Below are 25,792 nucleotides of genomic sequence, written 5' to 3' on the forward strand. Positions count from 1 at the left end.
GTCATCGTCATCGGGGTCACAGGGCCCCTGTGTCGGTTTCGCCGGTGCGGATGCGGAGCGCGCGCTCCAGATCCAGCACGAAGACCTTGCCGTCGCCGATCTTGCCGGTGCGGGCGGTGGTGGCGATCGCCTCCACCACGGCATCGGCGAGCTCGGAGGGCACGGCCACCTCGATCTTCAGCTTCGGCAGGAAGGAGACTTGGTATTCCGCGCCGCGGTAGATCTCCGTCTGCCCCTTCTGCCGCCCGAAGCCCTTGACCTCGGTCACGGTCAGCCCTTGCACGCCGAGCGGGGTGAGCGCCTCGCGCACCTCGTCCAGCTTGAACGGCTTGATGATCGCCATCACCAACTTCATCGTGTCGCGGCCCCCTTCCTCCGCAGGTATGGGCGGGTTGATGCGAGTTGCGTGCCACGGCGGTTACAACCGGCCGGGGTGGCGGGAGGTGGCGCATTGCCCAAATGATGGGCAGAACACCGCCACGCGATGCAGGATGAGATGATGAGCCCGCCCGAAGACGCTGCGCAGGACCTGGACGTGCTGGTGATCGGCGCCGGCCCGGCCGGGGGGACGCTGGCCGCGGCCCTGGCGACGGCCGGGCTTTCGGTGGCTGTTGTCGATGCCCAGCCCCTGCCGCCGATGGAGCTGCCGGCCTTTGACGGCCGGGCCTATGCCATCGCGGCGAGCAGCCGGAACCTGCTGGAGGCGGCTGGCATCTGGCCGCTGCTGCCGGCGGTGCCCTGCGCGATCACGGCCATCCGCGTGAGCGACGGGCGGCCGGGGGAGGCGCCTTCCCCTCTGCGCCTGCATTTCGATGCGGCGGAGATGGGGGAGGAGGCCTTCGGCTGGATGGTCGAGGCGCGTGCCCTGCGGGTGGCGCTGAATGCCCGGCTGGCGGCGCTGCCGCGGCTGCAGGTGCTGGCGCCGATGACGGTGGAGCTCGATCGGCGGCTGGGCGGGGTGGTCGCGCGGCTGGCCGATGGGCGGGTGCTGCGGGCGCGGCTGGCGGTTTCGGCAGAGGGCCGGCGGAGCACGCTGCGGGGCGAGGCCGGGATCGGGGCGGCGCGGCTGGATTACCGGCAGGCGGGGATCGTCTGTGCCATCGCGCATGAGCGGCCGCATGGCGGGACGGCGCTGGAGGCCTTCCTGCCGAATGGTCCCTTCGCGCAACTGCCGCTTTCCGATGCCTCGCCCGATGGGGATGACGAGCGGGCGGCGGCGGCGCGGGAGGGGTTTCCGCATGCCTCGGCGATCGTGTGGTCGGAGCGGACGGATCTGGCGCCGCGCTTCATGGCAATGGATGGCACCGCCTTCGCCCGTGAGGTGGTGCGTCGGATGGGGGACCATCTGGGCGCGGTGCGGCTGGTGGGCGGGCGCTGGTCCTATCCGCTCTCGGCGCTGCAGGCGATGCGCTTCGCGGATATGCGGCTGGCGCTCGTGGGGGATGCCGCGCATGGCATCCATCCGATCGCCGGACAGGGGCTGAATGTTGGCTTCCGGGATGTGGCGGCCCTGGCGGAGCTGGTGATCCAGGCCAAGGCAGCCGGCGGGGATGTGGGCACGGCGCCGGTGCTGGCGGCCTACCAGGCAGCGCGGCGGCCGGATTCGCTGATGATGCTCGGCGCGACCCATGCGCTGGAGCGGCTGTTCGGGAACGACATCGCGCCCGTGCGGGTGGCGCGGCGGCTGGGGATTGCGGCGGTGGACCGGATTCCAGCGCTGAAGGGTTTCTTCGCGCGGCGGGCGATGGGGTTCGGGGGCGGGGTGGCTTCCGGGTTGTTAGAGGGGCGGGGGATCATGCCGGTGCGGTGAGGCGGGCCAGGGGCTTTGCCTCTGGACCCCACCGGGGTGGCAGCGGCCACCCCGGACCCCGCGATCTGTTGGTGTGCCTGAGGCCGATGACCTCAGGCGACTGAAAGGGCAGTCCGCGCGGCCGGGGAAATCTGCCTGCGGCGCGACAGCCGGCGCCCTTCCACTAGGAACCGAACGCGGGGTTCGGGGGGCACGCCTGCCCCCGGCGAGGGGTTCCAGGGGAGCGGCGCTCCCCTGGTGCCGCCCGCGCGCCCGTCCGACACTGCGCGGCATGAGCACCGACGAGACCTTCGATGTGGTGGTGGCCGGCGGCGGCGCGGCCGGCGTGGCGGCGGCGGTCGGTGCTGCAAGGGCCGGGGCGCGTGTGTTGCTGGTGGAGCGGTATGGCTTCCTCGGCGGTGCGGCGACGAATGCGAATGTGCTGACCTATTGCGGGCTGTTCCAGCAGGGCGAGGTGGCGCGCGCGGCGGTGGGTGGCGTGGCGCTGGAGGTGCTGCGCGGGCTGGCGGCGCTGGGCTTCGAGGTGTCGCCGCGGCGTTCGGCCAGCGGAAACTGGATCGTCACCTTCGAGCCGGAGGCGTTGAAGCGGGCGCTGGATAGGGTGGCGTGCGGGACGCCGGGTCTGTCGCTGGCGCTGCATGCGCGGGTGACGGGGGTGGAGGCTTCGGGCGGCGTGCTGGGTGCCGTGGTGCTGACCGATCATGCGGGCACGCGCATGGTGCGGGCGGCGGCCTTCGTGGATGCGAGCGGGGAGGCGGTGCTGGGCGCCCTGGCGGGGGCGGCGATGCGCGCCGACACGATGCGGGACGGGCCGGGCAATGCGGCCTCCCTGCCGGTGCGGCTGAGTGGCGTGACGCGGCTGCCGGACCGGGCGGCGCTGGCGCGGGTGGCGGCGCGGGCGAATGCGATGCTGGCGGCGGGGCGGAACGATGCCGTGCGCGTGCGCGAGGATGGCGGCGTGTTCATGGCGATGGAGGCCCCGGGCGAGGCCTGGTGGATGTGCATCGACCTCGCGACGGATGGGTTGAGTTCCGCCTCGCTGACGGCGGCGGAGGTGAAGGGGCGGCGGATGGCCTGGGCCTGCCTGGCGGCGCTTCGGGGGGAGGCCGGGTGCGAGGGGGCGCGGATCATTTCCACGGGGCCGCAATTCGGGGTGCGCGAGACGCGGCGCTTCGCGACGCGGGCGGTGGTGACGGAGGCGGATGGGCTGGCAGGGCGGCGGGATGAGGCGGGGATCGCGCGGGCGGCCTGGCCGATGGAGGTGCATGCCGAGCCCGGGCGGCCGCGCTTCACGCCGGTGGGTGGGGATGGGTTTTTCGACGTGCCGCTGGATGCACTGCGGCCTGAGGGGTTCGGGAATTTGTGGGCCGGGGGGCGGGTGATCGGGGCGGATGCCGCGGCCTATGGCTCCGTGCGGGTGATGGGAACGGGCTTCGCGACCGGGCAGGCGGCCGGCGTGGCGGGCGCCTTGCAGGCGGCTTCCGGCGTGGCTCTGCCCGCGGAGGCCGTGCGCCGCGTGCTGCTCGCCCAGGGCGCCATCCTGTGACCCTGCGCGCCCCGAACTCGAAGAAAAAGATGGGGGTCTGGGGGAATTCCTTCCCCCGGCCTTCCTTGCTTTGACGAAACCTCCTTCAAAAGCCAGCGCCATCGTCGAGCGCCTGGCGGCCTCTATCGACGCCGGCACCCTGCGCCCCGGGGAGCGCGTGGCCTCCGTGCGGGATGCCGCGCGCGAGCAGGGGGTTTCGAAGAACACGCTGGCCGGGGCCTATGACCGGCTGGTGGCCTCCGGCCATCTCGAGGCGCGGCGGGGGGCGGGGTATTTCGTCGCTTCCGGGGCGAGACCGGCGGTGCGTCGGCCGGGGCCGGAGGTGGAGGAGGCGCTGGATCTGGTCTCGCTGCTGCGGGAGCAGACGGAGGCGCATTACGTGGTGCGCCCCGGGGAGGGACGGCCGCCGCCGGGCTGGATGGAGGAATCCGAGCTGGGCGCGCATTTCGCGCGGGCGGCGCGGCTCGGTGGGCGGGGGGAGGCGCATGAATATGGAAGCGCCTGGGGCTATGCGCCGCTGCGGGAGCGGATCGCGATGTCACTGCAGGAGCGGGCGATTTCCTGCGCGCCGGAGCAGGTGCTGCTGACGCAGGGGGCGAATCACGCGCTGGACCTGATCGTGCGGCAGATGGTGGAGCCGGGCGACGCCGTGCTGGTGGATGACCCCGGCTATTACCCGCTGTTCGGAAAGCTGCGGCTGGCGCGGGCGCGGATCGTCGGGGTGCGGCGGCGGCCGGATGGGCCGGATCTGGAGGATCTGGCGGCGAAGCTGGCGGTGTTGCGGCCGAAGCTCTTCTTCACCCAGTCCCTGGCGCATAACCCGACGGGCGGGACGCTTTCGCCGGCCGTGGCGCATGGGCTGCTGCAGGCGGCGGAGCGGCATGGATTCCAGATCGTGGAGGATGATCCCTTCGCGGATTTGCTCCCGGCCACGGCGCCGCGGTTGGCGGCGCTGGATGGGCTGCGACGGGTGCTGCATGTGGGCACCTTCTCGAAGACGCTGTCAGCCTCGCTGCGCGTGGGCTTCGTGGCGGCCTCGCCGGCGGTGGTGCGGGCGCTGGGACATATGAAGCTGCTGACTGTCGTCGCGACGTCCCAGTATGCGGAGCGGATGGTGGCAGGGCTGATCGCGGGCGGGCATTACCTGCGGCACCTGCGCCGGCTGCGCGCGCGGGTGGAGCGGGCGACGGATGCGGCGCTGCGCGATCTGGCCTCGGTCGGGCTGCCGGTGTCGCGGCCGCCAGGGGGCGGGTTTTATCTGTGGACGCCGCTGCCCGAAGGGGCGGAGGAGGCGGCGATCGTGCGGGAGGCGGCGGCGCATAACATCTTCCTGGCGCCGGGGGCGGTGTTCAGCCCGGAGCGTGGGGTGAATCCGCCAATGCTGCGGATCAATGTGGCGCATGCCAGCGATCCCAGGTTCCTGGGCTTCATGCGGGGGTGGGTGAAGGCTGGCGGCTTTGCCCCCTGACCCCACCGGGGTGGCAGCGCCACCCCGGACGCCGTGGCTGGTTTCCCTGTAGATGCAACTCGCCGGTGTGAAAGGATGATCAGCTATGGCGCATCCGGGCCTTGGCGGGCATCCAACCCGCGATCGGCGGCGCGTGCAGCCTCCACGAAGGCGGCGAGCTTGGCTTTGTCGAGCCAGCCATCGGTCCTTACACCGGAGCACAGGTCGAGACCGAAGGGACGAACCCGGCGGATCGCCTCCCCGACATTGGCCGCCGTAAGTCCGCCAGCCAGGAAGACTGGCCGCCGGCTGGCTTCCACGAAGGCCGCACTGACCGACCAGTCATGCACGCGTCCCGTCCCGCCGAGTTCCCGGATGGCTGCGCTCGGTCGCCCGGAGTCCAGGAGGAAGGCGTGGACGTGAGGTGCGTAGCGCGGAATGAGGTCGAGGGCGTTGCTCCCGTCCACATGGATGACCTGAACACGCCTGACATGTGGCTCAAGCATGGCGAGCCGGGCGGCCTCGGCTGGATCGATATGCGAAACCACCTGAACCGTGGTCGGCCGCGTCGCCCGAACATGGGCTGAAATGGCATCGGCCGATGTCTCGGACGTCAGAAGGAAGGTCGAGATCGGAGGGGGCGCGAAGGCTGCGACTTCGGCGATCCGGTGGTCCGGGATGGGGCCCGGGCCCGAAGGCATGGCCCCGACCAGGCCAAGCGCGTCCGCGCCGGCAGCGATCGCCAGTTCCGCTTCCTCAACCGACGCGATGCAGCAGACCTTGATGCGCGTTCTCATGGGCGCCTGATGCCAAGGCCAGTGCGGCCAAACAATGTCCGTTCTTCACCGATGCCGGCGGTCGCCCGGGAGCGGGGCTGTCTCGGCACCCGGCTCCCGGAAGACCAGGCAGCGCTAGCTCGACAGAGCCTCGGCGACCGCCGCGCCGATATCGGCCAGGGCGGCATCACGCACGGCGCCGTCGGCAGCACCGCCAGTGAGATAGGCGGCCACCAGCACCGGCGGGGCACCATTCGGGGGCCAGAGCAGCCCGGCATCGTTGCTGCTGTTCCTTTCCCCGGTGCCGGTCTTCTCTCCTGCTGTCCAGCCCTGCGGCAGCCTTGCGCGCAGGCGTGCGTCGCCTGTTCTGCAGCCGCGCAGCCAGGCCACCAGCCTTTCGCGAGAGGATGAGGAAAGGACGGATCCCAGGGCCAGCGCCTGGAGATCCAAAACCATGGCTGCAGGGGTGGTGGTGTCCCGGGGGTCTCCGGGAAGTGCCTCGTTGAGCGCCGTCTCCAGACGATCCAGCCGGGTCACGGGATCGCCGATGGTGCGGAGCCATGCCGTTAGCCCGGCGGGACCCTCGACCGCATCGAACAGCAGGTTGCCTGCAGTGTTGTCGCTGGTGACGATGGCGGCCTCGCACAGGGCGGCCAGCGTCATGCCTTGGCCCACATGCTTTTCGGTTACGGGAGAGTAGGTCACGAGGTCGTCGCGGGTGAAGCGGACACGCCGCTCCATGCTGTCCATTCCAGCGTCGGCACGAGCCAGCACCGCGGCGGCGGCCAAGGTCTTGTAGGTGCTCAGGATCGGGAAGCGCTCGTCCTGGCGGTAGCCGGCCTGTCGGCCAGTGCCGGTGTCGAGCACCGCGACGCCCAGGCGGCCACCTCGTGCCGCTTCGATCTGGGCGAAGCGGCGGGGCAAGCCGGCGATGCCTGCCGCTGCCTGCGCGGGCAGCGCCCCCGCGAGCCCGGAGGATGCGAGCGCGAAGCCACCTAACCACTGCCGCCTGCTGATCATAAGAGTCATCAAGGTCGCCCTCCTGCTGGTGGGGCGGAAGCTGCGTGGTGAACGTCCACCGCACAAACGATCAATCTTTGCCGGAGCCCCAAGCAGAGCTAATGAGTGGCGGGATGGCTCCCTCGCATCTTCCGCTCAATGCGCTGCGCGCGTTCGAGGCAGCAGCCCGGCAGCTCAGCTTCACCCGTGCGGGTCTGGAACTGCGCGTCACGCAGGCGGCGGTCAGCCAGCAGGTGAAAAGCCTCGAGGACATCCTGGGGGTGCCGCTGTTCCGCCGGTTGCCACGAGGCCTTGCCCTGACGGAAGAAGGCGAGGCCCTGCTGCCGGTGCTGACCGACGCGTTTCGCCGCATCGCGGGCACATTGGATCGCTTCGAGGGAGGGCGGCTGCGGGAGGTATTGACGCTCGGCGCTGTCGGTACCTTCGTCACCGGTTGGCTGCTGCCGCGACTGGCAGGGTTCCGCGCAGCACATCCTTTCGTGGATCTGAGGTTGTTGACCAACAACAACCGCGTCGACCTGGCAGGCGAGGGGTTGGATTTTGCGATCCGCTTCGGCGACGGTGCCTGGCATGGCACGGAGGCGCTGCGGCTGTTTGGCACGCCGTTCTCGCCGCTATGCGCGCCAGCGCTGGCCCAGCGGCTTCGGCAGCCCGCGGACCTCATGCGGGAGACATTGCTGCGTTCCTATCGAACCGATGAATGGGCGCGCTGGTTTGCCACGGTGGGCCTGCCGACACCGAATGTGCGCGGCTTTGTATTCGACTCATCCCTGACCATGGCGGAAGCGGCCGTGCAGGGTGCGGGCGTTGCGCTGCTGCCGGCACGGATGTTCGAGCATGATCTGCGCGACAACCGGTTGGCGCGCCCGTTCGAGGCCGAGATCAACCTTGGGGACTACTGGCTGACCCGCCTGAAGTCGCGCAGCGAGACGGCAGCGATGGCCGCATTCCGCACCTGGCTGTCGGAGCAGTGCGAGGACAGCGCTTCCTGATCCTGCCCATTGCTTGAAGCCACTTACTGACGCACGAAAAGTCTGCTCCCCGTTCAGAACAACTCACCGAGTCTTCACCCTGAGGGGGCGCCGCAGGCAGGTTCACCTGGGCGCCCCGGCCGGCTGCAGTCAAGTGAGGTCCATGGCCTCAGGAAGGCTTACAAACAGATCGGGGGGTCCGGGGAGCCCGCTGGCTCCCCGGTGGGGTCCAGGGGCAAAGCCCCTGGGACGCCGCTACCACTCGACCCCGATCTTGCCGAAATGCCCGCCCGATTCCTCGTACCGGAATGCATCGGCCAGTTCTTCGAGGCGGAAGTTGCGGTCGATCACCGGGCGGAGGGCGCCGCCTTCGAGCGCGCGGACGAAATCCTGCTGCTGGCGGCGGTTGCCGACAATCAGGCCCTGGAGCCGCGCCTGCTTCGCCATGAGCGCCCCCGTGGGCACCTCGCCGGCGCGGCCGGTGAGGACGCCGATGAGGGAGATATGGCCGCCGACGCGCACGGCCTCGATGGACCGGGCGAGGGTGCCCGGCCCGCCGACCTCCACGACATGGTCGACGCCGCGGCCGCCGGTGAGTTCGCGCGCGCGGGCGCCCCAGTTCTCATCTGTGCGGTAGTTGATGGTCTCATCGGCGCCGAGGGCGCGGGCGCGTTCCAGCTTCTCGTCTGAGGAGGAGGTGATGATCACGCGCGCGCCGATCCGCTTCGCCAGCTGGAGGGCGAAGATGGAGACGCCGCCGGTGCCGAGGGCGAGCACCGTGTCGCCCGGCTTGAGCCCGCCATCCACCACCAGCGCGCGCCAGGCGGTGAGGCCGGCGGTGGTGATGGTCGCGGCCTCCACATGGCTGAAGCCGGCGGGGGCGCGGGTGAAGGCGGTGGCGGGGCGGACAACGTGGTCCTGCGCGAAGCCGTCCAGCCCGTCGCCCGGGGTGCGGGCGAAGTTGCCGATGGTGGGCGGGCCGTCCTGCCAATCGGGGAAGTAGCAGGAGACGACATGATCGCCGGGGGCGAAGTCGGTCACGCCCTGCCCAATGGCCTCCACCACCCCGGCGCCGTCGGCCATCAGGACGCGGCCATCCTCCGCCCGCGCCCGGCCGGTGGCCACGCCGTAGTCGTGGAAGTTGAGCGAGCTGGCGTGGAGCGCGACGCGGATCTCGCCTGGACCGGGCGGGCCCGGATCGGGGCGATCAGCCAGTTCCAGCTTGTCCAGCCCACCTGGGGCACGCACCACCATTGCTCGCATAGGAACCTCCAATCTGGTTCCCTGGTTCCCGCCCAGACGCCCGCACTGGCGGGCGCGGTCAAGTAAACTGCCCGCGTCAGCCCGCGCGCAGCTTCTCCAGTTCGGCGGCCGCCACGTCCTGCCGCACTTGGCGCCTTTCCACGAGGATGGCGGCCAGCTTCGCCACCTCCTCGCCCACCGCGCCGGCGGCGATGGCGACGTTGTTGGCATGCAGCGCCATGTGGCCCTTCTGGATGCCGGTGGTGGCGAGGGCCTTCATCGCGCCGAAGTTCTGCGCGAGGCCGACGGCGGCGATGATGCGCGCCAATTCCGCGGCGGTGGTGACGCCGAGGATCTTCAGGCAGGCGCGGGCGGTGGGATGGATCTTGGTGGCGCCGCCGACGAGGCCGACTGGGAGGGGGATTTCGATGGAGCCGGCGAGGCTGCCATCGGCAGTGACCTCCCAGCTGGTCAGGCTGGTGTAGCGGCCGTTGCGGGCGGCGAAGGCATGGGCGCCGGCTTCGACCGCGCGGGTATCGTTGCCGGTGGCGAGCACGACGGCGGAGATGCCGTTCATGATGCCCTTGTTGTGGGTGGCGGCGCGGTAGGGGTCGGCTTCGGCGAAGTGGTAGGCGGAGAGCATGCCGTCGCGCACCGCTTCGCCGCCGATCGCTTCCGCGGGCCAGATGGCGCGGGCGCGGGCGAGGCGGCGGTCGGCGAGGTTGGAGAGGATGCGGAGGAAGACCTTGCCACCTGTCCAGGATTCGATGGCCGGCGCCAGGGTTTCGGCCATGGTGTTGACGGTGTTGGCGCCCATGGCATCGCGCGTGTCGATGATGAGATGCGTCACCACCATCGGGCCGCCGCGCGTGGCGATGACGCGCACTTCGAGGTCCCGGAACCCACCGCCGAGCTTCACGAGCATGGGGTCGCAGCCATCGCAGGTGGCGGCGATCTCGTCACGGCGTTCGAGGATGCGGAGGCGGGCATTCTCGGGGTCCGTCACGCCGACGAGCTGCACCTGCGCGATCATCAGGTTGCCGGAGACGGAGGTGGTGAAGCCGCCGCTGTCGTAGCACTGGCGCGCGGAGTTGCAGACGGCGGCGACGACGGAGGATTCCTCGGTCGCCATGGGCACGAGCACGTCCTTCCCGTCCACGCGCATGTTGGTGGCGACGCCGATGGGGATGGAGAGGGTGGCGACCACATTCTCGATCATGTGGTCGGCGAGATGCGGGTCGATGTTCCCGGGGGCGGCCAGCTGCGTGATCGTGGTGTCGTCGAGGTTGGAGAAGGCGGCGACGGCTTCCAGGCGTTCCGCGGTGCTCATGCGGTGGAAACCGGAGATGCGCGAGGTGAGATTGCTGATCGTCATCGTCATGTCCGATGCGGCTTGGGTAGGCGTGGGTGGGCGATCCCGGCGCGCAAAGGCGCCAGGGCCGGCCTTGTCGGGGCGGGGAGCGGCGGCGGCTATTCGAGCTTGATGTTGCCTTCGCGGATCACGTCGCCCCAGCGGCGCGTGTCGTCAGCGAGATTCTTGCGGAGTACGGCAGCGTCGCCGCTGACGAGTTCCACGCCCTGCTCCGACATGCGGGTGCGGAGCGCGGTGTCGTCGGTGGCAGCGCGCAGGGCGGTGGCGGCGCGGGTGATGATCGGCTGCGGCGTGCCGGCCGGGGCGAAAAGGCCCTGCCAGAAGAAGACCTCGAAGCCCGGCAGGGTGTTGGAGACGGGCGGCAGGTTCGGATAGCCGGGGAGCGGGGCGCTGGCGGTGACGGCGAGGCCGCGCGTGCCGCCATCCGCGAGGGTGGTCGCGGCTTCCTGGATGGCATGGAAGACGACATGGATGCGGCCCTGGCGCAGGTCGAGCGCCGCTGGAGCGCCGCCGCGATAGGGGACATGCACGATGTCGATCCCGGCGCGGGCGCGGAACATCTCCAGGCAGAGATGGCTGACGGAGCCGGTGCCGGGGGAGCCGAAGAGGACCTTTCCGGGGTTCGCCTTGCAGTAAGCGATGAGTTCCGCCGTGTCCCTGGCCGGCACGGAAGGGTGGACATGCAGGATGAAGGGGGTGCGGAAGACCATGCCGATCGCGTCCAGCTCCTTCGCCGGGTCCTTCGGCGTCAGCTGGGGCTGGAGGGTCTGGTTGATGGCCAGTGTCGTGGTGCCCATGACCAGGGTGTGGCCATCGGGGCGGGCGCGGGCGGCGTAGGTGGCGGCGACGGAGGTGGCCGCGCCAGGGCGGTTCTCGACCACCACGGGGACGCCGAGATTGCGCGACATCGGGTCCGCGACGGCGCGCGAGGCGAGATCGGTGACGCCGCCCGGCGGGTAGCCTTCGATCAGGGTGATCGGGCGATCGGGCCAGTTGCCCTGGGCGAAGGCCGGAAGGGCGGGCAGGGCGAGGGCGCTGCCGAGGAGGGTGCGGCGGTTCATGCTGGACGTTTCCCTGGTTGTTCGTCTTATCGTTGACGCCAGGGTGTCCCACGTGGACCCGCGCCGGGAAGGGACAGTCCTCCGGATTCTGCGAGGCACTGTCCCAGGGGTTCGGCTGGGACAGATGGGCCGGAGGATGACTTCCCCGGCCTTTGCCTCACTCGCTGCCGAGCAGCCCCTCGAGGATGCCGCGCATCAGTGCCGCGCCTTCCGAAAGGCGTTCGAGCGCGAGTGGCCGCCCGTGCGGATCGCCGACGGTGGCGAGGGTCGCGCGGTCCTGGGCGAGTTCGCGGGCGGAGAGGCGGCCGTCGCCGTCATAGTCCAGGCTTTCCACCGCCAGCCGCGCCGCGACGACGCCGCTGACGGCGCCTGCCGTGTTGGTGAGGCCGGAGAGTTCGGGCGCGACCTCGGCCTGGAGGGAGACGAGCCAGGTGGCGCCGCGGAAGAGGCGGGCCAGCTCGGCGGTGCCGAGAAGATTGTCGCCGGAGACGTCGCCGGCGCGGATGATGGCGGCGGCGCATTCCGGCACATTGCCGCTGGCCGGTCCGCAGCCGGCCTCGATCACCTCGATGGCGCCGAGGAAGGCGATGCCCTCGCCCTGGGCCGCGAAGGTGAGCGGGGTGGCGGGGCAGCGCTGCCAGCGGGTGAGGGGGATGTCCCCGGGCAGGCGGTCGTCGCGGGTCTTGTTGGCGGGCTCGGCGGTTTCCAGCTCGTCGCCGGCGGGGCGGAGCATGAGGCGCGGGGCCTCGGCGCCGCGGGCGGTGGCGATGGTCCAGTCCGACTGGGCTCGGGTGGCGGTGAAGCGGAGGAGTCGGCCGGTGTCGTCGGCCGGCAGGCGCGCGGCGCCGCGGGCGGAAAGGGCGAGCAGGGCGGTGGGGGCAGTGCAGCCGCCCTCGAACCAGACACCGCGCAGGGGCTCGGGCACAGCGATGGTCGGGGAGGCCGGTGCCTGGGCGCGGGCGGCGAGCGGCGCGACCAGGGCCAGCGCCAGGGCCAGGGGGGCGAGGCGGAAGCGGGTCATGGCAGGGGCACCTCGATGCCGGCGCAAAGATCCAGGCGCGCGCGCTCCACCTCCCGCCCGTCGCGGAAGATGGCGAGGAGGCGGGCGGGGCAGGCGGCACCCTCGGGCGGGGCGACGTCGAGCGTCTCATTCACGCCGAGGACGTTGGTGCCGAGGCGGTCGTCGCCGCGCGGGGCGTCCGGCGCATCGATGTAGAGCTCGACGATGGGGGTGGTGCCGGCGTTGCGCAGGCGGACGCTTCCGGGGCGGGGGCCGGAATCCTCCTCGCCATCGCTGGCGTCGAGGTCGCTGGCGATGGTCCAGCCTGGGCGGATGACGATGACGGGGTTCCGGCAGATGTCGATCTCGCGCCGTTCCTCCGCGCCGTTGGTTGGGAAGACCATGCGCAGGTCCACGGTGCAGTCCACCGGGACGGAGAGGGTGTGGCGGGCTTCGCGCGCTAGGCCGCCGGGCAGGCGTTCCGGGCCCCAGTCGCCTTCGGAGGAGGAGGAGACGTAGATCTCATCGATGCGCGCGCCGTGGCGGTTGATGATGGTGACGGGGCGTTCGGGCGGGCGGGGGATGCCACTGCCGTCGAAGGTGATGCTGGGGGTGCGGCAGATGTCCACGCCGCGCTTCGCCTCGGCGGCGTCGTCCTCATAGGTGGCGCGGAGATCGGCCTCGCAGCCGGGGATGCGGATGCGCAGGCGGAGGCTCCCGCCTTCCGGGAGGGCTTCCTCGCCCATGCGGTCCACGCCCCAGCCTTCCTCCGATTCGAGCGGGCCGCCGCGGCCGCCGGCGACGGCATGCAGGCCCTGCAGCGCGCGGCCCGCGCGGTTGAGGATGGTGAGCTCCCGCCAACTGGTGTTCGGATCGGCCAGGGCGACGCGCGGGTTACGGCAGAGATCGGTGCGGGGGCGCGAGACCTCGGAGCCATCGGCCATGATGGCTGTGATATCAAAGACGCAGTCACGGCGGCGGCCGAGGCGGAGGCGGTGGGTGCGGCCGGCGGGAATGACCTCGGCGCCCAGCCGGTCCGGGCCGCGGGAGGCGGCGCCGGGCGGGGCAGCGAAGATTTCCCGCACGTCGATGTCCGTGTCGTTGTTGATCAGCGCCTCGCGCGCCGGGGCGCCGGGATCGCCAAGGGTGACGCGGTTGGAGCGGCAGAGGTCGATGTTGCGACGTTCCTCAATGGATTCATCGGCGAGGACGGCGCGGAGGGACCAGGCGCAGGGCTGGTTGCGGCCGAGGCGGACGCGGAAGGTGCCGCCATTGGGGAGGGTATCGGCGCCCAGGCGGTCGGGGCCGGGGGCGGTCTCGGTGGCGGGGGCCATGAACAGCTCACGCACGGCGAGGCCGGTCTCGTTGATGACGACCGCCTCCCGCTCCGCCGCTGCCGCCCGGCCCTGGCTTTGGCCTTGGTTCTGGGCTTGGCCGGGCGAGGAGGCGAGGAGTAGCGCCACCAGCGCGATCCCCCTCATCCCCGCGAAGATCCCACGCATCCCCAAGGCCCCGATTCAATGCCGCGCCGACCTGTCCGGCATGGTGCGATGCAGGATCGTCGCATGAAAGCCACGGCGCAATGGCCGAAAAGCCACACATCTCGTTCCGAGTGGCGCATCCGGTGGGCCGGTCGTTCAAGCCAGCGCGATCATGGCAGAGCTTTCATCCCCAGCTGCGGAATTCCTGCCGGGGCAGGATTCAGCCCGGAGGCGATCCCGGCCTAAGATGCGCGGGAAGTGTCCATGGGAGGACCGACAGATATGACATACCTGATGATGGGCCGGCGCAGCGTGCTGGCCGGCGCGGCCGCGCTTCCGTTCCTCGGCGCCCGCGCCAGGGCGCAGGGGAACCAGCGTTATGCAAGCCTGAACATCTTCATCCCCGCCGCGCCGGGTGGTGGCTGGGATGGGCTGGGGCGCGCGATCGAGCAGGTTGCGCGGCAGGCGGGGCTGGTGGGCTCCATGCAGTTCGAGAATGTGGGCGGGGCCGGCGGCGCGGTGGGGCTGCCGCGCTTCGTCTCGCAGCGGCGCGGGCGGCCGGACGCGCTGATGGTGGCCGGCGCCGTGATGGTCGGCGCGACCATCACCAACAAGAGCCCGGTGGGCATCAAGGACGTGACGCCGATCGCGCGGCTGACGGACGAGACCTCGGCCATCGTGGTGCCGGCGAGTTCGGAGATCCGCGACCTCAAGGGGCTGATGGATGCGCTGAAGGCCAATCCGGGTGCGGTGGCCGTGGGCGGCGGCTCGGCGGGCGGGATCGACCACATCCTGCTGGGGCTGCTCATCAAGTCGGTCGGGCGGAACGCGCGGGAGGCCTCCTATGTTGCCTTCGCGGGCGGCGGCCCAGCCGTGGCGGCCATTCTCGGTGGCCAGGTGAAGGCCGGCATCTCCGGCTGGTCCGAATTCGCCGAGCAGATCAAGGCGGGCCGGATGCGCGCCCTGGCCACGAGTGGCGAGAAGCGGATCGATCCCAGCGTGCCGACGCTGAAGGAAAGCGGCATCGACATCGTGATGGGCAATTGGCGCGGCATCTTCGCGCCGCCCGGAATCAATGCCGAGATGCGGGCGAAGCACACCGCCTTCGCCAAGGAACTGCACGCGCTGCCGGCCTGGAAGGAGCTGCTGCAGACGCGCGGCTGGGAGGACGCCTTCATGGAGGGCAGTGAGTTCGAGGCCTTCCTGAAGCGCGACCATGACGAGACGACTGCCGTGCTGAAGGATATCGGCCTGGCGTGAGCGCCGGCCGGCGGGGGCGCGCGGGAGGCCTTGCGCGCCCGTCGCTTCCGCGTTCCGGGCTCCCGTGCCATTCAGATCAGCGGAACCCGCCGCAGCGGGACCAGGGAACGATGCATCTATGAACCAGACCTTCCCGCAGGGTGGGACGCCCCGCGCCGATCTTGGCGTGGGGCTGTTCGTCCTGCTGCTCGGCCTGCTAGCGCTCTATGCCGCCTGGGCGATTCCTGATTCGCCACTCTATGCCCAGGTGGGCGCGAAGGCGGTTCCCTATCTCGTCGGCGCGATCATGGTGGTGCTGGGGATTGGGCTTTCGGCCTCCGCCTTGCGTGGCGGGTGGAGCCAGGACATCGAGGAGGCGATGGAAGCGCCGCCGACCAACTGGCGGGCGCTTGGGCTGCTGGGCGCGGGGCTGCTGGTGCAGATCGCGCTGATCGATTGGCTGGGCTTCGTCATCGCGGCGACCATCCAATACGTGCTGGTCTGTTCGGCCTTCGGCTCGCGCAAGCCGTTGCGCGACCTGGCGATCGGGATCGTGGTGACGCTCGGCGCCTATCTCGCCTTCTCGCGCCTGCTGGGCGTCAATATCGGTGCGGGCGTGCTGGAGGGAATTCTCTGATGGACGCCATCTCCGGCCTCGCCATGGGCTTCGGCGCCGCGCTGACGCCGATCAATCTCGGCTGGGCGCTGCTGGGCTGCTTCCTCGGCACCGCGATCGGCGTGCTGCCGGGCATTGGGCCGGCGCTGACCATCGCGCTGCTGCTGCCGGTGACTTTCAAGGTGGAGGCGACGGGGGCCTTCATCCTGTTCTGCGGCGTGTTCTACGGGGCCATGTATGGTGGATCGACCACCTCGATCCTGCTGAACACGCCAGGAGAATCGGGATCGATCATCACCGCGCTGGAAGGCGCGAAGATGGCGCGCAACGGGCGGGCGGGACCGGCGCTGGTGACCGCCGCCGTCGGCTCCTTCGTGGCGGGAACGGTGGGGACGCTGGGCATTTCCTTCATCGGGCCGATCGTGGTGGATCTGGCGCTGAAGCTGGGGCCGGCAGAGTATTTCTCCCTGATGCTGCTGTGCTTCGTCACCGTCTCGGCGGTGCTGGGCGGATCGGCGCTGCGGGGGCTCACCTCGCTCGGCTTCGGGCTGTTGCTGGGGCTGGTGGGCATCGACCTGCAGACGGGGCAGCCGCGGATGACCTTCGGGATTCCGGAGCTGCTGGACGGGGTGAACGTGGTGCTCGTCGCGGTGGCGCTGTTCGCCGTGGGCGAGACGCTGCACCTGGCCTGGCGCCATGTGGAAGGGAAGCAGGAGGTACGGCCGATCGGTCGGCTGTGGATGAGCCGGACTGACTGGAAGCGCAGCATCGGGCCCTGGCTGCGCGGCTCCTTCCTCGGCTTTCCCTTCGGCGTGCTGCCGGCGGGCGGAACCGAGATGCCGACCATGCTGAGCTATTACGCCGAGCAGAAGCTTGTGAAGCCGGAGCATCGCGGCGAATTCGGCACGACGGGTGCGATCGAGGGTGTCGCGGGGCCGGAGGCGGCGAACAATGCTGCGGCGGCGGGCGTGCTGGTGCCGATGCTGACGCTGGGCCTGCCCACTTCCGCGACGGCGGCGATCATGCTCTCGGCGTTTCAGTCCTATGGCATCCAGCCGGGGCCGATGCTGTTCACGCAGCAGGCGGCGCTGGTCTGGACGCTCATCGCGAGCCTCTACATCGCCAATGTCATGCTGGTGGTGCTGAACCTGCCGCTGGTCGGGCTCTGGGCGCGCATTCTGAAGATCCCGACGCCGCAGCTCTATGCGGGCATCCTGGTCTTCGCGACGATCGGCACCTACGGCATCAGCAACTCGGTCACTGACCTCGTGCTGCTCTACGGAATTGGCATTATCGCGATGTTCATGCGGCGCTTCGACTTCCCGACGGCGCCCGTGGTGATCGGGATGATCCTGGGGCCGATGGCGGAGCAGGCGCTGCGGCAGGCGCTGACAATCAGTCAGGGCGATTGGTCCACTTTCGTGACGCGGCCGATCTCACTGGGCATCCTGGTGCTGGCAGCGGCGGCACTGGCAGGGCCGCGGCTCTGGGGGCTGTGGCGGAGAACGCGCCGCCCGGCCTGAGGGTAGGCGCCATATCGGGCGTGGTGGCGGGGCGGCACGGCCTGCCCTATATGGGCCAGGGCGTTCCGTCCCGGACCACGCCATGCCCGAGGACGCCGGCGCCCACCGGCGAGACGAATTGATCCCGATCAACTTCGCGACGCTGTTTGGCGCTTCCCCGAACCCTTACGTCCTGCTGGACCCGGCCTTCGTCATCGTCACGATGAACGAGGCCTATCTGCGCGTGACGATGCGCGAGCGCGATGACCTCGTCGGGTGCAACATGTTCGACGCCTTTCCGAGCGACGCGGATTCGGAGGGGCACAGGCAGCTCGTGTCCTCGCTGCAGCGGGCGCTGGCGACAGGCGCACCGGACCACCTGCCGCTGATCCATTACGACATCCCGTCGCCGGAAGGTGGCCTCGAGAAGCGGAGCTGGAGCGCGACGCACACGCCGCTCAAGGCTCCGGACGGCAGCGTCGCCTTCATCCTGCAGCATACGGTGGACGTGACGGAGCTGCAGCAGCTGCGCCAGCTTGCGCGCCGCGCCCAGCCCGGCGGCGATTCAGCCGGAATCGAAACCGGTGTGCTGCGCCGCGCCGAGGCGGTGCAGGAGGCCAATGCGGCGCTGCATGCGGAGCGGCAACGGCTACGCCAGCTCTTCGAGCAGGCGCCGGGATTCATTGCGGTGGTGGAGGGGCCCGACCATGTCTTCACCATGGCCAATGCGGCCTACGAGCGGCTGGTTGGGCGGCGGGGGCTGATCGGGCGGACGGTGGCGGAGGCGTTGCCCGAAGTGACGGGCCAGGGCTTCGTGGAGCTGCTCGACCGCGTCGCCGCCACGGGCGAGCCCTTCGTGGGGCGGCAGATGCCCGTCCGGCTGGCACAGGCGCCGGGCCAGGGGCTGACGGAGTGCTATCTGGACTTCGTGTACCAGCCCATCGTGGTGGGGGATGCCGTCATCGGCATCTTCGTGCAGGGCCATGACGTCACCGAGCAGAAGCGCGCGGAGGACGCCCTGCGGGAGAGTGAGGGGCGCTTCCGCCTGGTGGCCGAGAGCGCGCCGGTGAAGCTCTGGATGAGCGATGCCGCGGGACGCTGCGTCTATCTCAACCGCGCGCAGCGCGCCTTCTGGGGCGTCGGCGAGGAGGAAGTGCCGTCCTTCGACTGGCTTGCCACGCTCCATCCCGAGGATCGCGACGCGCTCGGTGGCCCCTATGGCACCGCCATGCGCGACCACACGGGCTTCGAGACGGTGGCGCGTTTCCGTCGGCACGACAGGGCCTGGCGGATCCTGCGCACCAAGGCGCAACCGCGCTTCGGGATGGGGGGCGAGTTCCTCGGCATGATCGGCGTCAACCAGGACATCACGGAGATGCGGCGCGCCGAGGAGGCGCTGCGGCGCGAGACGCGCATGCTGGAGGTGCTTAACCGCACCGGCGCCACCATAGCGGCCGAATTGGAACTGGACCGCGTGGTGCAAATGGTCACCGATGCGGGGGTGGAGCTTTCGGGCGCGAAGTTCGGCGCCTTCTTCTACAACGTGCTGGATGACAAGGGCGGGAGCTACATGCTCTACGCGCTGTCGGGTGTGCCGCGCTCGGCCTTCGACCGGTATCCGATGCCACGAGCCACGGCGGTGTTTGCGCCGACATTCCGAGGCGAGGGCGTCATCCGCTCGGACGACATCCTGCTCGACCCACGTTACGGCCAGAACGCGCCGCTGAAGGGCATGCCCCCCGACCATCTTCCGGTGCGCAGCTACCTCGCGGTGCCGGTGATCTCGCGCTCGGGCGAAGTGCTCGGAGGATTGTTCTTCGGCCATCCGGAGCCGGGGCGCTTCAAGGCGGAGCACGAGGCGCTGCTGCGTGGCATTGCCGGCCAGGCGGCGATCGCAATCGACAATGCGCGGCTGTTCCAATCCGCGCAGCGGGAGATTCGGCACCGGGGGCGAGCCGAGGAGCAGCTACGGCAGCTGAACGAGACGCTGGAGGCGCGGGTGGCCGCCGTGATCGCCGAGCGGCAGCAGGCCGAGGCGGCGCTGCAGCAGGCGCAGAAGATGGAATCCATCGGCAAGCTGACCGGCGGCGTGGCGCATGACTTCAACAACCTGCTGCAGGTGGTTTCGGGCAACCTGCAGCTGCTGGCGCGGGACGTGGCGGGGAACGAGCGGGCGGAGCGGCGCGTGGGCAGCGCCATGGCGGGCGTCGCGCGCGGGGCGAAGCTGGCATCGCAGCTGCTGGCCTTCGGGCGGCGGCAGCCGCTGGAGCCGAAGGTGGTGAATGTCGGGCGCTTCGTCACCGGGATGGAGGACATGCTGCGCCGGACGATCGGCGAGGCGATCGAGATCGAGACCATCGTCTCGGGCGGGCTGTGGAACACCTTCGTCGATCCGATGCAGGTGGAGAATGCGTTGCTGAACCTGGCGATCAATGCGCGGGACGCGATGGATGGCAGCGGGCGGCTGACCATCGAGGTGGGCAACGCCTTCATCGACGACGACTATGCGCGCACCCATGTCGATGTTCAGCCCGGGCAGTATGTGATGCTGGCAGTGACCGACACGGGTTCCGGCATGGCGCCCGAGGTGCAGGCGCTGGTGTTCGAGCCCTTCTTCTCGACCAAGCCCGAGGGCAAGGGATCGGGGCTCGGGCTCTCGATGGTGTATGGCTTCGTCAAGCAATCGGGCGGCCATGTGAAGATCTATTCCGAGGTTGGGCAGGGCACGACGGTGAAGATGTACCTGCCGCGCGCGAACCGGGCCGAGGATCTGGTCGTGTCGGTGGAGGCGGGGCCGATCACCGGCGGCACGGAGACGATCCTCGTGGCCGAGGATGACGACGCGGTGCGTGCGATCGTGGTCGATACGCTGACCGAGCTGGGCTACCGCGTGCTGAAGGCGCGGGATGCCGCAAGCGCCCTGAGCGTGGTGGAAAGCGGCATGCCGATCGACCTGCTGTTCACTGATGTGGTGATGCCGGGACCGCTGAGGAGCACGGAACTGGCGCGGCGCGCGCGGGAGCGGCTGCCCGGGATCGCGGTGCTGTTCACCTCCGGCTACACAGAGAACGCCATCGCCCATGGCGGGCGGCTGGATCCCGGGGTGGAGCTGCTTTCCAAGCCCTATACGCGGGAGGCGCTGGCGCGGAAGCTACGGCATGTGCTGGCGAATTCGGCACAGCGCCGGAGCGCGCTGGCCGCGCCCGCGGCGATGCCCGTGCCCGTGCCCGTGGCGCTGGCCGGGCCCTTCCTGCAGGTGCTGCTGGTGGAGGACGATCCGATGATCCGCGGCGGCACCGCGGAGATGCTGCGCGGGCTGGGCCACCAGGTGACGGAGGCGGGCAGCGCGGAAGAGGCGATGGCGCAGCTGCGGGCGGCCGGGGCGGATGTGCTGGTCACCGACCTTGGGCTGCCCGGGGTTTCGGGCGGGGTCTTCGCGCAGGAGGTACGGGCCGCCTGGCCCAGTATGGGGATCGTCTTCGCGACGGGCCGGGATTCGGCGCCGACCGAAGGGCTGGACCGGGCGGTGCTGCTGCGGAAGCCCTATGACACGGCCGGGCTGGCGGCGGCGTTGCGGCGCGTTGCCGGGAGTTAGCCGGTTTTCACAGGCAGCGCGTGGTCCGGGAGCAAGACCTCTGGCCCGCCTAGCCGATCAGGGCCGCATTCACCGCATCAGCCGCCTCGAAGGCCACCCAGTGCCCGGCGCCAGGGATGACCAAGGGTTCCGTGCCGCGCGCGCGGAAGAAGGCGATGCGGTCGGCCATGTGGGGGATCACGATAGCATCGTGCTCGCCATAGATGACGGCGAGGGGAAGGTGCACCGCCTCGAGCGCGTCTCGGAGGGAGTTGGGGTTCACCACATTGCGGCTGCGGTAGCGGGCGTGATCGCTGTTCCAGGCCTGGATGGCGAGGGCCTCGTCGTCGATGCAGGCGGGGTCGGCGATCATCAGCCGGGCGAGGTTCTCGCGATGGGCAGCGATGCGGTCCTCGCCCTGACGGTCGCGCACGGAGACCAGGGGCACCGGCCTGCGCGCAAGGCCGAGCGCGCCGGCGCCGAGCAGGGTGAGCGAGTCAAGCCCGGCCGCGTGGCGGGCGGCGATGTGGCCGGCGATGACGGAGCCGAAGGAGAAGCCGATCAGGTCGTAGCGGGCCCCGCAGAGCTGGGTGGCGATGCCGGCGGCGACGGTGGCGGCGATGCCCGGGAGATCGGTGCCGGGGGGCGGCAGGTCGGATTCGCCGAGGCCGGGAAGATCGGGGGCCAGGACGCGGCGGTTGCGGGACAGGGGCTCGATATTGCGGGCCCAGTGGCGCCAGGATCCGGCGCCGCCATGGAGGAGGACGAGGGGCTTGCCGGCGCCCCACTCGTGCCAGACGAGCCGGCCCGGGCCATTCGGGGTTTCGCTGCGGGTGGCTGTGGCGGAAAGGCGATCCAGCCGGTCCCGGGACATGCACATTGTCATGGGTTTGTTCTGCGACAAAAGATGCCGCGGGGGAACCGGCACCAGTTCATTGAACGATGAGCCTCTGGGATTTTCTGGATGCTTGACTTGACGTCAGAGCACCGGGCTGGGTTCATTCTCGAAACGAGCGGCCGGGGCGAGACCGGAACGGAGGCACCGAAGGCGCTGCCTCCCGCCATCCCGTTTCCACCCAGCCCCGACACGCGCCGAGGCCGATCCCCCGGACGCAGGCCCGAGCAAACCGCGGGGTCCCGGGGCGCGCGTCCGCCTCCCGGCGGAGGTCCGGAGGCAGGGCCTCCGGGGCCCGGCCGGAAAGCCTTCCACGGGATGCAGGCCGCTGCGCTATCTTCGCGCCGCGACCAGCGTTCAACCTTGGTACAGAGGGGAGACGAGATGGCTGCTTCTCTTTCCCGCCGCGCCCTGTTCGGTGCCACGGCCCTGGCTGCCTCGCCGGCGCGCGCGCAGTCCATGCCGACGCTGCTGAATGTTTCCTACGACCCGACGCGGGAGTTGTACCGCGCCTTCAATGCGGCCTTCGCCACGCGCTGGGCGCAGGAGAATGGCGGGCAGCGCGTGCGGGTGAATTCGTCGCATGGCGGCTCGGGAGCGCAGGCGCGGGCGGTGATCGACGGGCAGCAGGCGGATGTGGTGACGCTGGCCTTGGCTTATGACGTGGATGCGATCGCGGAGCGCGGGCTGATCGACAAGGGTTGGATGGGCCGGCTGCCGCATAACAGCGCGCCCCATACGAGCACCATCGTGTTCCTGGTGCGGAGGGGAAATCCGGAGGGGCTACGCGACTGGGGCGACTTGGCCAGGGAAGGGGTGGGGGTGGTGACGCCCAATCCCAAGACCTCGGGTGGAGCGCGCTGGAACTACCTGGCGGCCTGGGCCTGGGCGCGGCGGCAACCAGGCGGGTCCGACGCCACGGCGGAAGAGTTCCTGAGGCGGCTGTTGCGGAACGTGGCGGTGCTGGACACGGGCGCGCGGGGATCGACCACGAGCTTCGTGCAGCGCGGGCAGGGCGACGTGCTGCTGGCCTGGGAGAACGAGGCTCACCTGGCGCTGAAGGAGTTCGGCGCGGGGCAGTTCGAGATCGTGCTGCCTTCGCTTTCGATCCTGGCGGAGCCGTCGGTTGCGGTGGTGGACCGCAACGTGGACCGGCGCGGGACGCGGGCGGTGGCTGAGGCTTATCTGCAGCATCTGTACAGCCGGGAGGGGCAGGCGCTGGCGGCGCGGCATTTCTACCGGCCGCGCGACGCGGCGGCACTGGCCTCGGCGGGCAGCATCTTCCCGCCGATGGAGATGGTCACGATCGACGAGGCCTTCGGCGGCTGGGCGAATGCGCAGCGGGTGCATTTCGCGGATGGCGGCAGCTTCGACCGCATCTACAGGCCGACGCGTTGAGCCTCGCGCTGCCCGCATCGCGTCGGCCGGGACACTCCGTAGCGCGGCGGCGTGACGCGCTGCCGGGATTCGGGCTGTCGCTCGGGGTGACGCTGGCCTGGCTGTCGCTCGTGGTGCTGGTGCCGCTTTCGGCGCTGGCGCTGCGGCCCTGGGAGTTGGGCGTGGCAGGGGTGCTGGGCGTGCTGTCAGACCCGCGGGTGCTGGCGGCGCTGCGGCTTTCCTTCGGCACGGCGCTGATGGCGGCACTGCTGAACCTGCCACTGGGGCTGCTGGTGGCCTGGGTGCTGGTGCGGTGGCGCTTCCCTGGGCGGCGCCTGCTGGATGCGATGGTGGACCTGCCCTTCGCCCTCCCGACGGCGGTGGCGGGGCTGGCGCTGACTGCGCTGTTCGCGCCCAACGGATGGCTTGGGGCACCGCTGAAGGCGATCGGCGTCACGGTGGCCTACACGCCGCTGGGCGTCTTTGTGGCGATGATGTTCGTGGGCGTGCCCTTCGCCGTGCGGACGGTGGAGCCGGTGCTGCGGGACCTGGGGACGGAGGCGGAGGAGGCGGCAGCGACGCTGGGGGCGAGCCGGGCGCAGGCCTTGCTGCGCGTCGTGCTGCCGGCGCTGGCGCCGGCGCTGCTGACGGGCTTCGGGCTCGCCTTCGCGCGGGCGGTGGGGGAGTATGGCAGTGTGATCTTCATCGCCGGAAACCGCCCCATGGTCAGTGAGATCGCGCCGCTGGTGATCGTGCAGCGGTTGGAGGGCTTTGATTACGCCGGCGCCGCCGCGATCGGACTGGCAATGCTGGGGATGTCCTTCCTGGTGCTGCTGCTGACGGGGCTGGTGCAGGCTTGGCTGCGGCCGGGGCGTCGCGCGTGAGCGCGCCTAGGCACCGCGCGTGAGCGCGCTTAGGGCACCGGGCGTGGGCGCGCGGGGAGAGGCCGCGTGACGATCGGGCCGGCCGCGCGCGATCCGGCAGTGGCGCGATGGGCGGCCGGGACACTGGCGGTGCTGCTGCTGACGATGTTCGTCGCGCTGCCGCTTGCCGCCGTGTTCACCGAAGCGCTGCGGCGCGGATGGGGCACGGTGATGGAGGCCTATGCCGATCCGGATGCGAAGGCGGCGATCTGGCTGACGCTGCTGGTGGCGGCCATTGCCGTGCCGGTGAACACGCTGGGCGGGATCGCGGCGGCCTGGTGCGTGGCGAAATACGAGTTCCGGGGCAAGCGATTGCTGGTGGCGCTGATCGAGTTGCCGTTTTCGGTCTCGCCGGTGATCTCGGGGATGGTCTTCGTGCTGGTCTTTGGTGCGCAGGGCTGGCTGGGGCCATGGCTGCAGGCGCATGACGTGCAGATCGTCTTCGCCCTGCCAGGGCTGGTGCTGGCGACGGTGTTCGTGACCTTTCCCTTCGTCGCGCGGACGCTGATCCCGCTGATGCAGGAGCAGGGACGCGCGGAGGAGGAGGCGGCGGCGACGCTGGGGGCGAGCGGTTGGCAGAGCTTCCGCCTGGTGACCCTGCCCAACGTCAAATGGGCGCTGCTCTCGGGCGTGCTGCTGTGCAACGCGCGGGCGATGGGGGAGTTCGGGGCAGTATCCGTGGTGTCCGGGCACATCCGGGGCGAGACCAACACCATGCCGCTGCATGTCGAGATCCTCTACAACGAGTACCAGTTCGCGGCGGCCTTCGCGGTAGCGGCGCTGCTCGCGCTGCTCGCGCTGGTGACACTGTGCGCGAAGACGGTGCTGGAGCGGATCTCCGGGCGGCGGGGGGAGATCGCTTGAACGACTCCCTGGAGCATGAGGCGCGGCTGCGTGGCACAGCCGTTGAGATAGCGGGTGTGGCGCGGCGCTTCGGGAGCGCCGCGGCGTTGGACGGCGTCAGCCTTTCGGTGCGCTCGGGGGAGTTCGTGGCGCTGCTGGGGCCGTCCGGCTCGGGCAAGACGACCCTGCTGCGCATCCTGGGCGGGCTGGACCATGCGGATGCCGGCAGCGTCATGATCGGCGGGCGCGACGTGGTGGGGGTGCCGGCGCGCGACCGCGGGATCGGCTTCGTATTCCAGAACTATGCGCTGTTCCGGCACATGGATGTCTTCGCCAACGTCGCCTTCGGGCTGCGGGTGCGCAAGCGCGGGCGGCCTTCCGCGGCCGAAATCGCGGCGCGAGTGCGCAAGCTGCTGGCGCTGGTGCAGATTCCGGAGCTGGAGCGGCGCTATCCCGACCAGATCTCGGGCGGGCAGCGGCAGCGCGTGGCGCTGGCGCGGGCGCTGGCGATCGAGCCTTCGCTGCTGCTGCTGGACGAGCCCTTCGGCGCGCTGGACGCGCAGGTGCGCAAGGAGCTGCGGTTGTGGCTGCGTGGGCTGCAGGAGGAGGTGGGGATCACCACCATCCTGGTGACGCATGACCAGGACGAGGCGATGGAGGTGGCGGACCGTGTGGCGGTGATGCGCGCCGGGCGGATCGCGCAGTTCGACACGCCGGAGGTGCTGCTGGACCGTCCCGCCGATGCCTTCGTCGCCGGGTTCCTGGGGGAGTCGAACCGGCTGGGCTGCGAGGTGCGCGGCGGGATGGCGCATTTCGCCGAAGGGGTTCTGCCGCCGCTGGCGGTGCAGGCCCCGGAGGGGCCGGGGCTGGCCTTCATCCGCCCGCATGAACTAGTGGCGCAGGCGCGGGCGGATGGGCGGTTCAGCGTGCGCGCCGTGCGGCCGGCGGGGCCAGGAACCCGGCTGGTGGTCTCCGGGGCGGGCGGTTCCTTTGATGCGGTGCCCGCGCCGGATGCGCCGCTGCCGCGCCGGGGGGATGCCTGCGCGCTGGAGGCCGTCGGCGTGCGGATCTTTCCGGACCGGGATTGAGTCGCCCCC

At 70.5% G+C, this 25,792-nt stretch carries 21 protein-coding genes; 12 read left to right on the top strand and 9 right to left on the bottom strand.

Features of this window, described 5'->3' with window-relative positions; translation table 11 throughout:
• Window positions 1-16 precede the first annotated feature (16 nt).
• The gene (locus tag GSE44_RS09285; protein WP_159348524.1) at window positions 17-355 is read right to left on the bottom strand and encodes a P-II family nitrogen regulator; all 339 of its coding nucleotides are present in this window, start codon (window positions 353-355) and stop codon (window positions 17-19) included.
• A 129-nt stretch (window positions 356-484) separates the two neighbouring features.
• Here GSE44_RS09285 and GSE44_RS09290 point away from each other — a divergent pair, with 129 nt between their 5' ends.
• The 3 genes from GSE44_RS09290 to GSE44_RS09300 all read left to right on the top strand — a co-directional run bounded on the left by GSE44_RS09290 (window position 485) and on the right by GSE44_RS09300 (window position 4,824).
• On the top strand, window positions 485-1,810 hold the full coding sequence (locus GSE44_RS09290) for a UbiH/UbiF/VisC/COQ6 family ubiquinone biosynthesis hydroxylase (protein ID WP_159348525.1): 1,326 nt from the start codon (window positions 485-487) through the stop codon (window positions 1,808-1,810).
• Window positions 1,811-2,081: 271 nt separating this feature from the next.
• Window positions 2,082-3,356, top strand: coding sequence for an FAD-dependent oxidoreductase (locus GSE44_RS09295; protein ID WP_159348526.1), 1,275 nt, complete (start codon window positions 2,082-2,084; stop codon window positions 3,354-3,356).
• A gap of 70 nt (window positions 3,357-3,426) precedes the next feature.
• Complete coding sequence (locus GSE44_RS09300; protein ID WP_159348527.1) at window positions 3,427-4,824, top strand: aminotransferase-like domain-containing protein; 1,398 nt, start codon at window positions 3,427-3,429, stop codon at window positions 4,822-4,824.
• Between the two features lie 83 nt (window positions 4,825-4,907).
• Here the strand turns inward: GSE44_RS09300 and GSE44_RS09305 are convergent, their stop codons facing one another.
• The gene (locus GSE44_RS09305) at window positions 4,908-5,600 is read right to left on the bottom strand and encodes a phosphoribosylanthranilate isomerase (protein WP_159348528.1); all 693 of its coding nucleotides are present in this window, start codon (window positions 5,598-5,600) and stop codon (window positions 4,908-4,910) included.
• A 114-nt stretch (window positions 5,601-5,714) separates the two neighbouring features.
• Window positions 5,715-6,608, bottom strand: coding sequence for a class A beta-lactamase (gene bla / locus GSE44_RS09310; protein WP_201305997.1), 894 nt, complete (start codon window positions 6,606-6,608; stop codon window positions 5,715-5,717).
• 38 nt (window positions 6,609-6,646) lie between these two features.
• Between bla and GSE44_RS09315 the strand changes: the two genes are divergently transcribed.
• A complete protein-coding gene (locus GSE44_RS09315; RefSeq protein WP_328799062.1) occupies window positions 6,647-7,591 on the top strand; it encodes a LysR family transcriptional regulator in 945 nt (314 codons plus the stop codon).
• Between the two features lie 234 nt (window positions 7,592-7,825).
• Here GSE44_RS09315 and GSE44_RS09320 read toward each other — a convergent pair whose 3' ends face one another.
• The 5 genes from GSE44_RS09320 to GSE44_RS09340 all read right to left on the bottom strand — a co-directional run bounded on the left by GSE44_RS09320 (window position 7,826) and on the right by GSE44_RS09340 (window position 13,726).
• Window positions 7,826-8,833, bottom strand: coding sequence for a zinc-dependent alcohol dehydrogenase family protein (locus GSE44_RS09320; protein ID WP_159348529.1), 1,008 nt, complete (start codon window positions 8,831-8,833; stop codon window positions 7,826-7,828).
• A gap of 76 nt (window positions 8,834-8,909) precedes the next feature.
• Window positions 8,910-10,187: a hydroxymethylglutaryl-CoA reductase, degradative gene (locus GSE44_RS09325; RefSeq protein WP_159348530.1), complete on the bottom strand. Its 1,278-nt coding sequence runs from the start codon at window positions 10,185-10,187 to the stop codon at window positions 8,910-8,912.
• A gap of 95 nt (window positions 10,188-10,282) precedes the next feature.
• Window positions 10,283-11,245, bottom strand: a complete 963-nt coding sequence (locus GSE44_RS09330; protein ID WP_159348531.1) for a Bug family tripartite tricarboxylate transporter substrate binding protein — start codon at window positions 11,243-11,245, stop codon at window positions 10,283-10,285.
• Between the two features lie 157 nt (window positions 11,246-11,402).
• Window positions 11,403-12,266, bottom strand: a complete 864-nt coding sequence (locus tag GSE44_RS09335) for a hypothetical protein (RefSeq protein WP_159348532.1) — start codon at window positions 12,264-12,266, stop codon at window positions 11,403-11,405.
• The gene (locus GSE44_RS09340) at window positions 12,263-13,726 is read right to left on the bottom strand and encodes a hypothetical protein (protein WP_159348533.1); all 1,464 of its coding nucleotides are present in this window, start codon (window positions 13,724-13,726) and stop codon (window positions 12,263-12,265) included. Before GSE44_RS09340 ends, GSE44_RS09335 begins: the two co-directional genes overlap by 4 nt.
• A 282-nt stretch (window positions 13,727-14,008) precedes the next feature.
• On the opposite strand from GSE44_RS09340, the gene GSE44_RS09345 reads away from it, so the two are divergent.
• The 4 genes from GSE44_RS09345 to GSE44_RS09360 all read left to right on the top strand — a co-directional run bounded on the left by GSE44_RS09345 (window position 14,009) and on the right by GSE44_RS09360 (window position 20,678).
• Window positions 14,009-14,986 (top strand): Bug family tripartite tricarboxylate transporter substrate binding protein, encoded by a 978-nt coding sequence (locus GSE44_RS09345; RefSeq protein ID WP_235924669.1) that lies wholly within the window; start codon window positions 14,009-14,011, stop codon window positions 14,984-14,986.
• Window positions 14,987-15,104: 118 nt separating this feature from the next.
• Window positions 15,105-15,602, top strand: coding sequence for a tripartite tricarboxylate transporter TctB family protein (locus GSE44_RS09350; protein WP_159348534.1), 498 nt, complete (start codon window positions 15,105-15,107; stop codon window positions 15,600-15,602).
• A complete protein-coding gene (locus GSE44_RS09355; protein WP_159348535.1) occupies window positions 15,602-17,104 on the top strand; it encodes a tripartite tricarboxylate transporter permease in 1,503 nt (500 codons plus the stop codon). Before GSE44_RS09350 ends, GSE44_RS09355 begins: the two co-directional genes overlap by 1 nt.
• Before the next feature lie 82 nt (window positions 17,105-17,186).
• Window positions 17,187-20,678, top strand: a complete 3,492-nt coding sequence (locus tag GSE44_RS09360; RefSeq protein WP_159348536.1) for a PAS domain-containing protein — start codon at window positions 17,187-17,189, stop codon at window positions 20,676-20,678.
• Window positions 20,679-20,727: 49 nt separating this feature from the next.
• Here the strand turns inward: GSE44_RS09360 and GSE44_RS09365 are convergent, their stop codons facing one another.
• Complete coding sequence (locus tag GSE44_RS09365) at window positions 20,728-21,531, bottom strand: alpha/beta fold hydrolase (RefSeq protein ID WP_159348537.1); 804 nt, start codon at window positions 21,529-21,531, stop codon at window positions 20,728-20,730.
• Window positions 21,532-21,936: 405 nt separating this feature from the next.
• Here GSE44_RS09365 and GSE44_RS09370 point away from each other — a divergent pair, with 405 nt between their 5' ends.
• The 4 genes from GSE44_RS09370 (at window position 21,937) to GSE44_RS09385 (ending at window position 25,783) form a co-directional block, all read left to right on the top strand.
• Window positions 21,937-22,950, top strand: coding sequence for a sulfate ABC transporter substrate-binding protein (locus tag GSE44_RS09370; RefSeq protein WP_159348538.1), 1,014 nt, complete (start codon window positions 21,937-21,939; stop codon window positions 22,948-22,950).
• Complete coding sequence (cysT, locus tag GSE44_RS09375; protein WP_159348539.1) at window positions 22,947-23,813, top strand: sulfate ABC transporter permease subunit CysT; 867 nt, start codon at window positions 22,947-22,949, stop codon at window positions 23,811-23,813. Before GSE44_RS09370 ends, cysT begins: the two co-directional genes overlap by 4 nt.
• A gap of 72 nt (window positions 23,814-23,885) precedes the next feature.
• Entirely contained in the window at window positions 23,886-24,716 is an 831-nt protein-coding gene (gene cysW, locus GSE44_RS09380; RefSeq protein ID WP_201306004.1) for a sulfate ABC transporter permease subunit CysW, read from the top strand.
• Window positions 24,713-25,783: a sulfate/molybdate ABC transporter ATP-binding protein gene (locus tag GSE44_RS09385; RefSeq protein ID WP_235924670.1), complete on the top strand. Its 1,071-nt coding sequence runs from the start codon at window positions 24,713-24,715 to the stop codon at window positions 25,781-25,783. The genes cysW and GSE44_RS09385 overlap by 4 nt, the downstream gene beginning before the upstream one ends.
• The last annotated feature ends 9 nt before the right edge of the window (window positions 25,784-25,792 follow it).

The sequence above is a fragment of the Muricoccus harenae genome (genome assembly GCF_009848505.1).
GTDB lineage: Bacteria > Pseudomonadota > Alphaproteobacteria > Acetobacterales > Acetobacteraceae > Roseomonas > Roseomonas harenae.

What these genes read in the sequence shown, in the direction of transcription:
- GSE44_RS09305 (WP_159348528.1), bottom strand. Translation starts at nt 5,600, where the DNA reads ATGAGAACGCGCATCAAGGTCTGCTGCATCGCGTCGGTTGAGGAAGCG.
- GSE44_RS09320 (WP_159348529.1), bottom strand. Translation starts at nt 8,833, where the DNA reads ATGCGAGCAATGGTGGTGCGTGCCCCAGGTGGGCTGGACAAGCTGGAA.
- GSE44_RS09350 (WP_159348534.1), top strand. Translation starts at nt 15,105, where the DNA reads ATGAACCAGACCTTCCCGCAGGGTGGGACGCCCCGCGCCGATCTTGGC.
- GSE44_RS09360 (WP_159348536.1), top strand. Translation starts at nt 17,187, where the DNA reads ATGCCCGAGGACGCCGGCGCCCACCGGCGAGACGAATTGATCCCGATC.
- GSE44_RS09345 (WP_235924669.1), top strand. Translation starts at nt 14,009, where the DNA reads ATGACATACCTGATGATGGGCCGGCGCAGCGTGCTGGCCGGCGCGGCC.
- GSE44_RS09295 (WP_159348526.1), top strand. Translation starts at nt 2,082, where the DNA reads ATGAGCACCGACGAGACCTTCGATGTGGTGGTGGCCGGCGGCGGCGCG.
- GSE44_RS09370 (WP_159348538.1), top strand. Translation starts at nt 21,937, where the DNA reads ATGGCTGCTTCTCTTTCCCGCCGCGCCCTGTTCGGTGCCACGGCCCTG.
- GSE44_RS09335 (WP_159348532.1), bottom strand. Translation starts at nt 12,266, where the DNA reads ATGACCCGCTTCCGCCTCGCCCCCCTGGCCCTGGCGCTGGCCCTGGTC.
- GSE44_RS09290 (WP_159348525.1), top strand. Translation starts at nt 485, where the DNA reads ATGCAGGATGAGATGATGAGCCCGCCCGAAGACGCTGCGCAGGACCTG.
- GSE44_RS09355 (WP_159348535.1), top strand. Translation starts at nt 15,602, where the DNA reads ATGGACGCCATCTCCGGCCTCGCCATGGGCTTCGGCGCCGCGCTGACG.
- GSE44_RS09365 (WP_159348537.1), bottom strand. Translation starts at nt 21,531, where the DNA reads ATGTCCCGGGACCGGCTGGATCGCCTTTCCGCCACAGCCACCCGCAGC.
- GSE44_RS09325 (WP_159348530.1), bottom strand. Translation starts at nt 10,187, where the DNA reads ATGACGATCAGCAATCTCACCTCGCGCATCTCCGGTTTCCACCGCATG.
- bla (WP_201305997.1), bottom strand. Translation starts at nt 6,608, where the DNA reads ATGACTCTTATGATCAGCAGGCGGCAGTGGTTAGGTGGCTTCGCGCTC.
- GSE44_RS09285 (WP_159348524.1), bottom strand. Translation starts at nt 355, where the DNA reads ATGAAGTTGGTGATGGCGATCATCAAGCCGTTCAAGCTGGACGAGGTG.
- GSE44_RS09330 (WP_159348531.1), bottom strand. Translation starts at nt 11,245, where the DNA reads ATGAACCGCCGCACCCTCCTCGGCAGCGCCCTCGCCCTGCCCGCCCTT.
- GSE44_RS09340 (WP_159348533.1), bottom strand. Translation starts at nt 13,726, where the DNA reads ATGAGGGGGATCGCGCTGGTGGCGCTACTCCTCGCCTCCTCGCCCGGC.